The sequence below is a fragment of the Kitasatospora sp. NPDC032121 genome (genome assembly GCF_055580145.1).
Genome location: NZ_JBVILX010000019.1, coordinates 106,475 through 118,235, shown reverse-complemented (window position 1 = coordinate 118,235; position 11,761 = coordinate 106,475). Strand labels below are relative to the sequence as shown.

The following is an 11,761-nucleotide window of genomic DNA, read 5'->3' as shown; positions in this document are numbered from 1 at the left end:
CGCGCGGGAGCCGTGTTCGTGTCCGCGCGCGGGGGGCGTTCGCCAGGGGCGGAAGAGGGCCGCTGACCGGGAGTGTCGGCCCGAGGGTCCACAATGGGGGCGCCGCGCCCTGTCGACGGTGCCCGGTTGACGGGTCCGGCTGCGGGGGCGGCGAGGAGACGGCCGACGTTCGCCCCACGGCGCGCGGCGGCCGGCCGAGACGGACCGAGACACAGCCAGCGACACGTAAGGGAGCCCCGCCGCGATGGCCCGCCGCAGTTCGCAGACCCCGCCGCCCGGAGACTTCGAGGAGCGGATCCTCGACGTCGACGTCGTGGACGAGATGCAGGGCTCCTTCCTGGAGTACGCCTACTCGGTGATCTACTCGCGTGCGCTGCCCGACGCGCGGGACGGCCTGAAGCCGGTGCACCGCCGCATCCTGTACCAGGCCAACGAGATGGGCCTGCGCCCGGACCGCGCGCACGTGAAGTGCGCCCGCGTGGTGGGCGAGGTGATGGGCCGGCTGCACCCGCACGGTGACGCGTCCATCTACGACTCGGTGGTGCGCATGGCGCAGCCGTTCTCGATGCGGCTGCCGCTGATCGACGGGCACGGCAACTTCGGTTCGCTGGGCAACGACGACCCGCCGGCCGCGATGCGCTACACCGAGTCGCGGCTGACGGCCGCGTCGATGGCGATGGTGGAGTCGATCCACGAGGACACCGTCGACTTCGGTCCGAACTACGACGGCAGCGAGCAGGAGCCGCTGGCGCTGCCGGCCGCGTTCCCGAACCTGCTGGTGAACGGCGCCACGGGCATCGCGGTGGGCATGGCGACGAACATGCCGCCGCACAACCTGTCCGAGGTGGTGGCCGCGGCCCGGCACCTGATCAAGCACCCGAACGCGGACCTGGACACGCTGATGCGGTTCGTGCCCGGTCCGGACCTGCCGACCGGTGGGCGGGTCGTGGGCCTGTCGGGCATCCGGGACGCGTACGAGTCGGGCCGCGGCACCTTCAAGATCCGGGCGACGGCGTCGGTGGAGGCGGTGACGGCCCGCCGCAAGGGCATCGTGGTCACCGAGCTGCCGTACAACGTCGGCCCGGAGAAGGTCATCTCGAAGATCAAGGACCTGGTCAACGCGAAGAAGCTCCAGGGCATCGCGGACGTCAAGGACCTGACCGACCGCGAGCACGGGCTGCGGCTGGTCATCGAGGTGAAGAACGGCTTCGTGCCGGAGGCGCTGCTGGAGCAGCTGTACAAGCTGACGCCGATGGAGGAGACCTTCGGCATCAACAACGTGGCGCTGGTGGACGGGCAGCCGCTCACACTGGGGCTGAAGGAGCTGCTGGAGGTCTACGTCGATCACCGCTTCACCGTGGTGCGCCGGCGCAGCGACTTCCGCCGCCGCAAGCGCGAGGAGCGGCTGCACCTGGTCGAGGGCCTGCTGGCGGCGCTGCTCGACATCGACGAGGTCATCGCGATCATCAGGTCGAGTGACAACGCGCAGCAGGCGAAGGAGCGCCTGATGGAGCGCTTCTCGCTGTCGGAGACGCAGACGGCGTACATCCTGGACACCCCGCTGCGGCGGCTGACCCGCTTCGACCGGGTGGAGCTGGAGCAGGAGAAGGCGAAGCTGACCGCGGAGATCGCGGAACTGACCGAGATCCTGGAGTCGGACACCAAGCTGCGCAGTGTGGTGTCGTCCGAACTGGGCGCGGTGGCGAAGCAGTTCGGCACGGAGCGGCGCACGGTGCTGCTGGAGGCGGGGGCGGTGCCGTCGGCGGCGCTGGCGGTGCCGCTGGAGGTCGCGGACGACCCGTGCCGGGTGCTGCTGTCGTCGACGGGGCTGCTGGCGCGGACGACGGACGGCGAGCCGTTCGAGGTGTCGGAGAAGCGGGCGAAGCACGACGTGATCGTGTCGGCGGTGCACGCGACGGCGCGGGCGGACGTCGGTGTGGTGACGTCCGCGGGCCGGGTGCTGCGGCTGCCGGTGATCGACCTGCCGGCACTGCCTCCGACGCCGTCGCCGACGCTGGCGGGCGGGGCCGCGGTGGGCGAGTTCCTGCGGCTGGAGGCCGGGGAGCGGGTGCTGGCGCTGACCACGCTGGACGAGTCCTCGCCGGGGCTGGCGCTGGGCACGCTGCAGGGCGTGGTGAAGCGGGTGGTGCCGGAGTGGCCGGCGAACAAGGACGAGTTCGAGGTGATCGCCCTCAGGGAGGGTGACGAGCTGGTGGGCGCGGTCGAACTGCGCACCGGCGAGGAGGACCTGGTCTTCATCGCCTCGGACGCCCAGCTGCTGCGCTACCCGGCGGGCCAGGTGCGTCCGCAGGGCCGCCCGGCGGGCGGCATGGCGGGCATCAAGCTGTCGGACGGCGCCCGGGTGCTGTCCTTCACGGCGGTGGATCCGGCGGCGGACGCGGTGGTGGTCTCGGTGGCCACGGCCACGGGCACGCTGTCCGGCGGCGAGCAGACGACCTGGAAGGTCACCCCGTTCGAGCAGTACCCGCGCAAGGGCCGTGCCACCGGTGGTGTGCGCTGCCAGCGCTTCCTGCGCGGTGAGGACGGCCTGGCCTTCGCCTGGGCCGGTGCCGCCCCGGCCCGTGCCGCCACCGCCAAGGGCGCCCCGGTCGAGCTGCCCGAGCGTGACCCGCGCCGCGACGGCTCCGGCACTCCGATCACCACCCCGATCGCGGTGGTCGCCGGCCCGGCGTAGCGGCTCTCGCCCTCGCTCGGGCGGAGGGGTACCGGAGTGGTCCGGTACCCCTCCGCTTCGTCGTGCCCGTCCGGCCGGGGGTGCGGACCCGTCTTCCGCCAGGTCCCGGTGCTCGGCACCGACCGGGTCCACCTACCGCTGCCGGACGAGTCCCGGCGGCCTCCCGGCCCTCTCCGCGCGCCGCCACGAGGCGGTGGCGCAGCGGGCGAAGGCCGCTCTCGGGTGTTCGCGTGGGGGTGATCAGGTGAGGGTAGCCTTGCCCAAGTGAGCACCTGTGCGACCGTGTCGCGTGAACTTTCGGAGCCGCTGGCCGCGACGGCGGCGGTGGCCACCACCTGGCTGCTGGTGGAGCAGAACGGACCGTGGGGCGCGAAGGCGCTGGGCGAGAGCCACCTGGACGCCGCGGTCGGGCGGGCGCTGGAGGCGGCCGCGGCCGGGACGGGCGTGCGGGTGGCCCTGATCCGACGGCCCGGGCGGCACGCCGACTGCCTGCCGACCGCGCGCCACGAGGTGCTGGTGGCGCACACCGTGCCCGGCCGCGGCTGGGTGCGCCGGGCGGGGGTGACGGATCCGGCGGAGCTGCTGGAGCTCGATTTCGCGGCGCTGGGCGCCGGTGACCACACCGGTTTCGGGGCGGAGCACGTCGGTGGCCCGGTGGCCCTGGTGTGCACCAACGGGCGGCGGGACCGCTGCTGCGCACTGCTGGGCCGTCCGCTCGCGGCGGAGCTGGCCGCGGCCGGGCACAGCGAGGTCTGGGAGGTCACCCACCTGGGCGGGCACCGCTTCTCCCCCACCATGCTGGTGCTGCCGTACGGCTACGCGTACGGGCGGCTGACGCCGGAGACCGCCAAGGAGGTGCTGGCGGCGACGGCGGCCGGACACACGGTGCCGGAGTGGTCGCGCGGCTGCTCGGGCTGGGAGCGTCCGGGCCAGGCGGCCGAGCACGCGGTGCGGCTGGCCACCGACGAGACGGGGGTGGACGTGCTGACGCTCACCCAGCGGCCGGACGGCGAGGGCCGCTGGCTGGTGACGGTGCTACACCGGGACGGGCGGTCCTGGGAGGTGGACGTGATCGAGACGGTCAGCGAGCCGGCGCGTCCGGAGAGTTGCGGCAAGGCGGCGGGGACGCCGTCCCGGATGGAGGTGCTGTCGGTCCGGGGCCTGTGACGGGCGGCCCCGCGCCCGTGGGGGTGAGCGCGGGACCGCCGCGGCCGGAGCCGTGGCCGCCGGGGTGTCAACCCGCGGCCTTGGCGACGAACTCCGTGGTGTACGTCTTCGCCAGGTCGATCGACCCCTCCTTGCCCTTGACGTCCGGGTGGAACGCGGCGAGCACGGCGAGCACGGTCTTCGGCCCGTCGGCCGGCATCACGCCGTCCGTGGTGAACATCGGCAGCGTCGCCTTGATCGCCGCCGCGTACTGTTCGGCGCCGCCCTGCGCGTAGTCGGCGGGCATCTTCGCGGCGATCTCCTCGGGGCTGTGGGTGGCCATCCACTTCAGGGTCTTCACGAAGGCGTCGGCGAGCTTCTGGGTGGTGTCCCTGTTCTTCTCCACCCAGTCGGTGTTCATGTACAGCGACGAGGACGGGTAGAGGCCGCCGAGCGCCTCGCGCGAGCCCTCGGGGGTGCGCATGTCGTAGAGGACCTTGCCGAGGCCCTTGTCCAGAACGGCGGCGACGGTCGGGTCGGTGGTCATCCCGGCGTCGATGCTGCCCTGCTGGAGCGCGGCGATGAAGGTCTGGCCGGCGCCGACCGCGATCGGGCTGAACTCGCTGACGGCGGTGCCGTTCTTGACCGCGAGGTACTTGGTGAGGAAGTCGGTCGAGGAGCCGATGCTGGTGACGCCGAGCTTCCTGCCCTTGAAGTCGGCGCCGGACCTGATCGCGTCGGCCTGCTTGGCGGAGACCACCTCGACCTCGCCGGGCGCCTGGGCGAACTGCACCACGGACTCGACCTTCTTGCCCTTGGCCTGGAGGTCGATGGTGTGGTCGTAGAAGCCGACGGCGCCCTGGACGTCCCCGGCGAGCAGCGCGGTGGTGGCGTTGACGCCGGCGGGCTCGGTCATCAGCTCGACGTTGACGCCGGCCTCGGCGAAGAAGCCGAGCCGCTGGGTGAGCATCGCGGGCAGGTAGATGACCTTGTCCAGGCCACCGACCATGATCTTGACCTTGGGCCCGTCGACCTGCTGCCCGGCGGGGGCGGCGACGGCTCCGTGGCCGGCGGTGGCAGCGTCGTTGGCGCAGGCGGAGAGCGGGAGGAGCAGGAGGGCGGCGAGGGCGGCCGCGGCTGATCTGCCGGTCGGGTTGGGGCGCATGGGTGGGGCCTCTTTCTCGGTTCTGGCAGGGGAGTTCAGCGGCCGTCGCCCGCGTCGGCGGGCTTCCAGCGGAACAGTTTCTTCTCGGCGAAGGTCAGCAGCCCCTCGGTGAGCAGCGCGACGACGGCGAGGATGGTCATGGCCGCGTACACGCCCGCGGCGTTGAAGGTGCCCTGGGCGGCCGCGACGAGCAGGCCGAGGCCCTTGGTGGCGCCGATGTACTCGCCGACGATGGCGCCGATCAGCGCGAAGCCGAAGCTGACGTGCAGGCTGGTGAAGATCCAGGTGGTGGCGGCGGGGATGACCACCTGGAGGGTGACCTTGCGGTTGTCGGCGCCGAGGATGCGGGCGTTGGCGACGAGGTTGCGGTCCACCTCGCGGGCGCCCTGGAAGGCGTTGAAGAACACCGGGAAGAACACCAGCACCACCGCGGAGGCGACCTTGGACGCCGGGCCCAGGCCGAACCAGATCAGGAAGATCGGCGCGAGCACGATCCGCGGGATGGCGTTGAGCACCTTGATGTACGGCCCGAACACGTCGGCCAGGAAGCGGATCCGGCCGAGCGCGATGCCCAGCAGCACACCGCCGACGACGCCGATCACCCAGCCGGTGAGGGCCTCGTAGAGGGTGTAGCCGATCTGCTCGCCGAGTGAGCCCTGGGCGGTGCCGTGGGTGATCCACTGCCATATCTGGTCCCAGATCCTCGACGGCTGGGAGAAGTTGAACGGGTCGATGACGTCCGTACGGGCGCAGACCTCCCACAGCCCGAGGAAGGCGAGCAGCACCGCGGCCCGGGCGCCGTGGACGAGCGACTTCCGTTGGCGGGCGGCCCGTTCGCGGGCCTCGGTTCTCGTCGTGACGGCCGTGGGTTTCCCGGCGCCGGCCGGCACGGGCGCGGACTCGGACGCGGACTCGGTCTCAAGCGGCACGACCCGCTCCTCTCTCCCTGGTGATGCGCACCTCTTCGCCGAGCGAGGCCCAGATCTCGCGGTACAGCTCGACGAACCTCGGCTCCAGCCGGACGGCCTCCACGGTGCGCGGGCGGGGCAGGTCGACGGTGAAGACCTCCTTGACGGTGGCGGGGCCGGCCGTCATGACGACGACCCGGTCGGCGAGCGCGATGGCCTCGTCCAGGTCGTGGGTGACGAAGACGACGGACGAGCCCGTACCGGCCCACAGCTCCAGCAGCTGGTCCGACATCAGCGCCCTGGTCTGCACGTCCAGCGCCGAGAACGGCTCGTCCATCAGCAGGATCGCCGGGTCGTTGACGAAGGTCTGGGCGAGCGCGACGCGCTTGCGCATGCCGCCGGACAGCTGGTGCGGGTAGCGGTCCTCGAACGCGGCCAGGCCGACCCGGCCGAGCCAGTCCCGGGCCCGCTCCCTGGCCTCGGCGGCGGGCACGCCGCGGAAGCGCGGGCCGGCCGTCACGTTGGACAGGACGGTGCGCCAGGGGAAGACGGCGTCCTGCTGGAAGACGAAGCCGACCTTGGGGTCGATCCCGCGCACGGGCTCGCCGTACACCCGGACCTCGCCCTCGGTGGGCTCCTCCAAGCCGCTGACCAGGGTCAGCGTGGTGGACTTGCCGCAGCCGGTGGGGCCGACGACGGCGACGAACTCGCCTTGGGCGACGGTCAGATCGAGATCGCGGACGGCGGTGTGCAGCGCCCCGGACGGGGTGCGGAACCGTTTGGTCGCGCCGGTCAGCTCGATCGCCGGGGTGTTGCTCATGTCCATCCTCCGGGGTCTGTGCCTGCCCCGGAAAGGTAGGAGCGGGCCCGGCCCCGGCGGGAGCCTTCTTCGCGTAGTGCGACTTCTCCGCATAGAGGGGTGTTCTGCTCGTTTTGCTTCCGCTACAACTGCGGGGACGCGGCTGACAGGAACACCCCGGAAACATAGGGTGTCCCGACCCACCCACCGGCGCCCCCGACCGCCCTCCGAGGACGCCCGATCCCCCGCAGCCGCCGAGAGGAGGCCCGGATGAAGCTCCCCCGCGGACCCCGCCGGGTCTTCGCCCAGCTGCTGCTGAGCCAGACCGTCGTCACCGTCGGGGTCACCGCCGTGACCGCCGGACTGTTCCTGGCCCCGGTCAGCAGCGAGCTGGACCACGACGCGATGCAGCGGGCGCTGTCGATCGCCCAGGCCACCGCCACCGACGAGAGCATCGCCCGGGCCGCCGCCGCCCGCGACGTGGTGGCCGCGCAGCGCAACGCCGAGCAGATCCGGCTGGCCACCGGCGCCAGCTTCGTGGTGGTCACCGACCTGGACGGCATCCGGCTCTCGCACACCGACCCGGGCCGGATCGGCCAGCGGGTCAGCACCGACCCGGAGCCGGCCCTCAGCGGCCGCAGCGTCACCGCCATCCAGGAGGGCACCCTGGGCCGCACCGCCCGCGGCAAGGTGCCGCTGCGGATGGCGGACGGCCGGATCGTCGGCGAGGTGTCGGTCGGCATCAGCGACGACTCGATCCGCCGCCGGCTGCTGACGATGCTCACCGGGATCCTGCTGTGCGCGGCCGCCGGCCTGGCCGCCGGGACGATCGCCACCCTGCTCCTGGCCCGCCGCCTCAAGCGCCGCACCCACAACATCGCGCTGGCCGACATCTCCGCGCTGCTGGTGGAGCGGGAGGCGATGCTGCACGGCATCCGCGAGGGCATGGTGGCGCTGGACGAGCGCGGCCGGATCCGGCTGGCCAACGACGAGGCCCTGCGGCTGCTCGGCCTGCCCGAGGACTGCGCCGGCCGCCCGATCGGCGCGGTGCTGCCACCCGGCCGGCTGGCGGACGTGCTCGCCGGACGGATCCCCGGCACCGACCTGCCGGCCGTCCGGGACGACCGCGTCCTGGTGGTGAACCGGATGGCCACGCCCGAGGGAGGCGCGGTGGTGACCCTCCGCGACCGCACCGAACTGGAGTCGCTGGTCCGCGAGTTGGACACCACCCGCAGCCTCACCGAGGCCCTGCGGGCCCAGGACCACGAGCACGCCAACCGGATGCACACCCTGCTGGGCCTGCTGGAGCTGGGCCGCCACGAGCAGGCGGTGGCGTTCATCTCGGAGCAGTCCGGCTCGCACGCGGTGGTCGCCGCGCGGATCGCCGAACAGGTGCAGGACCCGCACGTGGCCGCACTGCTGGCGGGCAAGACCGCGGTGGCGGGCGAGCGCGGGGTACGGCTGGTGCTGGCCCCGGCGGCGCACCTGCCGGACGCCGTGGTGGACGCCCGGGCACTGGTCACGGTGCTCGGCAACCTGATCGACAACGCGGTGGACGCACTGGCCGCGGGCGGCGGGGGCCGGGTGGAGGTGAGCCTGGCCGCGGCCGGCCCGACCCTGCTGCTGCAGGTCGCGGACAGCGGCCCGGGGGTGCCGGAGGAACTGCGCGAGCAGGTCTTCGAAGAGGGGTGGACCAGCAAGGACGCGCCCGCGCACCGTCCGCGCGGGCTGGGGCTGGCGATGGTGCGGCGGCTGGTCGAACGGACCGGCGGCCGGATCGTGCTCGACGGCGGGCCGCTCGGCGGCGCCCGCTTCACCGTCGAGCTGCCCGAGGCCCTGCTCACCACTCGGCTCGTGGAGGCGTGATGATCGACGTACTCGTGGTGGACGACGACTTCCGGGTCGCGGACGTGCACGCCGCGTACGTGGCGAAGGTCCCGGGCTTCCGGGTGACCGGCACCGCGCACTCGGCCGGGGAGGCACTGGCCGCCGTGGAGCGCCGCCCGGTGGACCTGCTGCTGCTCGACCACCACCTGCCCGACGAGACCGGCCTGGCCCTGGTGCGCCGCCTTCGGGACCGCCAGGTGGCCTGCGACGTGATGATGGTGACGGCCGCCCGGGACGTGTCGACGGTGCACGCCGCGATGCAGCACGGCGCGCTCCAGTACCTGGTCAAGCCGTTCACCTTCGTCGGACTGCGGGACAAGCTGGTGGCGTACGCGCAGCTGCGGCACGCGCTCGCCGCCCCGGCCAGGGAGGCCGGCCAGGACGAGGTGGACCGGCTGTTCGCGACCCTGCGCAGCGCCGCCGCCCCGGCCGGAACGCTCCCCAAGGGCCACTCTGCGCCCACCACCGACCTAGTGATGGGCGTGCTGCGCCGAGCCGGCCGGCCGCTCTCCGCCCAGGAGGTCGCCGAGGCCACCGGGCTGAGCCGCTCCACGGCGCAGCGCTACCTCAAGCAGCTGGAGCGGGACAGCCGGCTGCGGCTGACCCTGCGGTACGGCGACACCGGCCGCCCGGAGCACCGCTACGCGCCGGCGGCCCGGGCCTGAGGCGCGCCCCGGTTCCGGCCCGGGGCCGGACAGGGGGGAACCCCGGCGGCCCCAGGCCCGCCGGGGTTCCCCGGGCGCGACGGCTCAGGCCGCGCCCGCACCGGTGAGGGCACGTACCTCCAGCTCGGCGAACCGGTCCGGGTCGGCGGGCTCGGACGAGGTGACCGTGCCGATCCAGCCGGCCAGGAAGCCGAGCGGGATGGAGACGATGCCCGGGTTCTCCAGCGGGAACCAGTGGAAGTCGACGCCCGGGAACAGCGCCTCGGCGGAGCCGGACACCACCGGCGAGAAGCACACCAGCACGATCGCCGGGATCAGCCCGCCGTACACCGCCCAGACCGCTCCGCGCGCGGTGAACCGCGACCAGAACAGGCTGTACAGCAGCACCGGCAGGTTGGACGAGGCGGCGACGGCGAAGGCCAGGCCGACCAGGAAGGCGACGTTCAGCTGCTGGGCGAAGAGGCTGATCACGATCGCCGTCGCACCGATCCCGGCGGCGGCGATCCGGGCGACCACCACCTCCTGCTGTTCGCTGACCTCGGACTCCGACTCCTTCGCCGCCCGGGAGGCCGGGACGGCCTCGCCCCGGCGGCGCCGCCCGCGGCCGTCCTGCGTCTGCTCACGCCCCGGCCGGGCGCGCCAGGCGCCGGCCCAGATGTCGTGGGCGAAGGCGGCCGAGGAGGCCAGGGTCAGCCCGGCGACCACCGCGAGGATGGTGGCGAAGGCGATCGCCGAGATCAGCGCGAACAGCACCACCCCACCGGTGCTGCCGTTGCCGCCGCCGAGCATCAGGGCGAGCAGCGGAACGGCGGTGTTCCCGGCCGAGTTGGCGTGCCGCACCTCGGCCGAGCCGATCAGCGCGGTGGCGCCGAGGCCGAGCACGATCGCCATCAGGTAGAAGCTGCCGACCAGGCCGATCGCCCACATCGTGGAGCGGCGGGCGGCCCGCGCGGTGGGCACCGTGTAGAAGCGGGACAGGATGTGCGGGAGGCCGGCGGTGCCGAGCACCAGGCCGAGGCCGAGGCTGACGAAGTCCAGCCGGCTGGTGAGGCTACCGCCGTACTTGAGTCCGGGCTCCAGGTAGCGGTGCCCGGCGCCGCTGTGCTGGGCGGCCTGGCGCATCAGCTCGCCGAGGTCCCCGTGGAAGCGGACCACCAGCAGCACGGTGAGCAGGACCGAACCGCCGGTCAGCAGGAAGGCCTTGATGATCTGGATCCAGGTGGTGGCCCGCATCCCGCCGATGGTGACGTAGACGATCATCAGGGCGCCGACGGCGATGATGGTCCAGGTGCGGGCATGCGGACTGCCGGTGCCGAGCAGCAGGGCGACCAGCGAGCCGGCGCCGACCATCTGGGCCACCAGGTAGAGCAGGGTGACCACGACGCTGGCGCCGCCGGCCGCGGCGCGCACCCTGCGGCGGCGCAGCCGCAGCGCGAGCACGTCGGCGAGGGTGTACCGGCCGGCGTTGCGGACGAGTTCGGCGACCAGCATCAGCACCACCAGCCAGGCGACCAGGAAGCCGATGCTGTAGAGCACGCCGTCGTAGCCGTACAGCGCGATCAGCCCGGCGACGCCCAGGAAGGAGGCGGCGGAGAGGTAGTCCCCGGAGAGCGCGAAGCCGTTCTGCAGGGGGGTGAAGTCGCGGCCGCCGGCGAAGAAGTCCTCGGCGGCGTTGCCCTGGCGGCCGACCCAGAGGGTGACCCCCAGGGTGACCAGGACGACGACGGCGAAGAGCGCGATCGCGAGCGAGTGGTGGTCGCCGGTGGGGGCGACGGGCGGCGGGGTGGCGGTCGTCACCGCGGTGCGCACCGCGGTCCGTACGGCGGCCACGGCGGCGTCGGTGGGCATGGTGGGCATCACGGTCGTCATCGCAGTTGGTCCTGGGTGTCCCAGCGCAGGCCCAGGGCGGCGCGGTCGCGCTTGGTCCGGGAGTTGCGGGCGTAGAGCCAGGTGAGCAGGAAGGTCGAGGCGAACTGCAGCAGGCCCAGCAGCCAGGCCACGTTGAGCGGACCGGCCACCGTCCTGCGCATCAGGTCGGGAGCTCCGGCCTGGGCGGCGACGAACAGCAGGTACCAGGCGAGGAAGGCGCTGGTGATCGGGAAGACGAAGGTCCGGTAGCTGCGGCGGATCTCGCGGAACGTGTCGCTGGCCTGGACCGCCCGGTAGACCTCGGTGCGGTCGGCGACCGGCTCCTCGTCAAGTGGCGCGTGCGGTACGACCGATGACTCCCCGTCGTCGGGGTCGGACTGGGCGAACGGCTCGTCGGCGGCCCCGTGGACCGGTGCGCCGACGGCCACTGACCCGACGACGGCCTCCGCCGACTGGGCCGTACGGGCGTGGTCCGTACGGTCGGGGCCCGACTGCGCCGGCACCGCCGTCCGGCGGTGCGCGGCCGATGGCTCGGCGGACTCAACGGGGGTGCCGGCGGCCGGAGCGGCCCACCAGTCGAATTGCTGTCCCGGTCCGGGACTGCTCGTCTGCTGCTGTGGCACTGCT

Annotated in this window: 9 protein-coding genes; 4 read left to right on the top strand and 5 right to left on the bottom strand. The window is 73.2% G+C overall.

Annotated elements, in window-relative coordinates:
* The first annotated feature begins 244 nt into the window (after positions 1 to 244).
* A complete protein-coding gene (locus ACZ5OX_RS33035) occupies positions 245 to 2,695 on the top strand; it encodes a DNA gyrase/topoisomerase IV subunit A (protein WP_465635158.1) in 2,451 nt (816 codons plus the stop codon).
* Between the two features lie 264 nt (positions 2,696 to 2,959).
* Positions 2,960 to 3,862 (top strand): sucrase ferredoxin, encoded by a 903-nt coding sequence (locus tag ACZ5OX_RS33030; protein WP_465635156.1) that lies wholly within the window; start codon positions 2,960 to 2,962, stop codon positions 3,860 to 3,862.
* A 67-nt stretch (positions 3,863 to 3,929) separates the two neighbouring features.
* On the opposite strand, the gene ACZ5OX_RS33025 is transcribed toward ACZ5OX_RS33030, so the two are convergent.
* The 3 genes from ACZ5OX_RS33025 to ACZ5OX_RS33015 are packed head-to-tail and all read right to left on the bottom strand — an operon-like array spanning position 3,930 to position 6,734.
* The gene (locus ACZ5OX_RS33025; RefSeq protein WP_465635154.1) at positions 3,930 to 5,006 is read right to left on the bottom strand and encodes an ABC transporter substrate-binding protein; all 1,077 of its coding nucleotides are present in this window, start codon (positions 5,004 to 5,006) and stop codon (positions 3,930 to 3,932) included.
* Between the two features lie 35 nt (positions 5,007 to 5,041).
* Positions 5,042 to 5,896 carry an ABC transporter permease gene (locus ACZ5OX_RS33020; RefSeq protein WP_449810146.1) on the bottom strand — a complete coding sequence of 285 codons (855 nt, stop codon included), beginning with the start codon at positions 5,894 to 5,896 and terminating at the stop codon, positions 5,042 to 5,044.
* Between the two features lie 28 nt (positions 5,897 to 5,924).
* Positions 5,925 to 6,734, bottom strand: a complete 810-nt coding sequence (locus tag ACZ5OX_RS33015; RefSeq protein WP_392883708.1) for an ABC transporter ATP-binding protein — start codon at positions 6,732 to 6,734, stop codon at positions 5,925 to 5,927.
* Positions 6,735 to 6,983: 249 nt separating this feature from the next.
* Between ACZ5OX_RS33015 and ACZ5OX_RS33010 the strand changes: the two genes are divergently transcribed.
* Positions 6,984 to 8,579 (top strand): sensor histidine kinase, encoded by a 1,596-nt coding sequence (locus ACZ5OX_RS33010; protein ID WP_465635151.1) that lies wholly within the window; start codon positions 6,984 to 6,986, stop codon positions 8,577 to 8,579.
* On the top strand, positions 8,579 to 9,265 hold the full coding sequence (locus tag ACZ5OX_RS33005; protein ID WP_465635149.1) for a response regulator: 687 nt from the start codon (positions 8,579 to 8,581) through the stop codon (positions 9,263 to 9,265). The genes ACZ5OX_RS33010 and ACZ5OX_RS33005 overlap by 1 nt, the downstream gene beginning before the upstream one ends.
* Positions 9,266 to 9,349: 84 nt before the next feature.
* On the opposite strand, the gene ACZ5OX_RS33000 is transcribed toward ACZ5OX_RS33005, so the two are convergent.
* Positions 9,350 to 11,134, bottom strand: a complete 1,785-nt coding sequence (locus ACZ5OX_RS33000; RefSeq protein WP_449793424.1) for a solute symporter family protein — start codon at positions 11,132 to 11,134, stop codon at positions 9,350 to 9,352.
* Positions 11,131 to 11,757 carry a DUF485 domain-containing protein gene (locus ACZ5OX_RS32995; protein WP_465635147.1) on the bottom strand — a complete coding sequence of 209 codons (627 nt, stop codon included), beginning with the start codon at positions 11,755 to 11,757 and terminating at the stop codon, positions 11,131 to 11,133. The genes ACZ5OX_RS33000 and ACZ5OX_RS32995 overlap by 4 nt, the downstream gene beginning before the upstream one ends.
* Between the last annotated feature and the right edge of the window lie 4 nt (positions 11,758 to 11,761).

Excerpts from the sequence above, each read along its gene's own strand:
- ACZ5OX_RS33035 (WP_465635158.1), top strand. The coding sequence starts at position 245 with ATGGCCCGCCGCAGTTCGCAGACCCCGCCGCCCGGAGACTTCGAGGAG.
- ACZ5OX_RS33025 (WP_465635154.1), bottom strand. The coding sequence starts at position 5,006 with ATGCGCCCCAACCCGACCGGCAGATCAGCCGCGGCCGCCCTCGCCGCC.
- ACZ5OX_RS33015 (WP_392883708.1), bottom strand. The coding sequence starts at position 6,734 with ATGAGCAACACCCCGGCGATCGAGCTGACCGGCGCGACCAAACGGTTC.
- ACZ5OX_RS33010 (WP_465635151.1), top strand. The coding sequence starts at position 6,984 with ATGAAGCTCCCCCGCGGACCCCGCCGGGTCTTCGCCCAGCTGCTGCTG.
- ACZ5OX_RS33005 (WP_465635149.1), top strand. The coding sequence starts at position 8,579 with ATGATCGACGTACTCGTGGTGGACGACGACTTCCGGGTCGCGGACGTG.
- ACZ5OX_RS33000 (WP_449793424.1), bottom strand. The coding sequence starts at position 11,134 with ATGACGACCGTGATGCCCACCATGCCCACCGACGCCGCCGTGGCCGCC.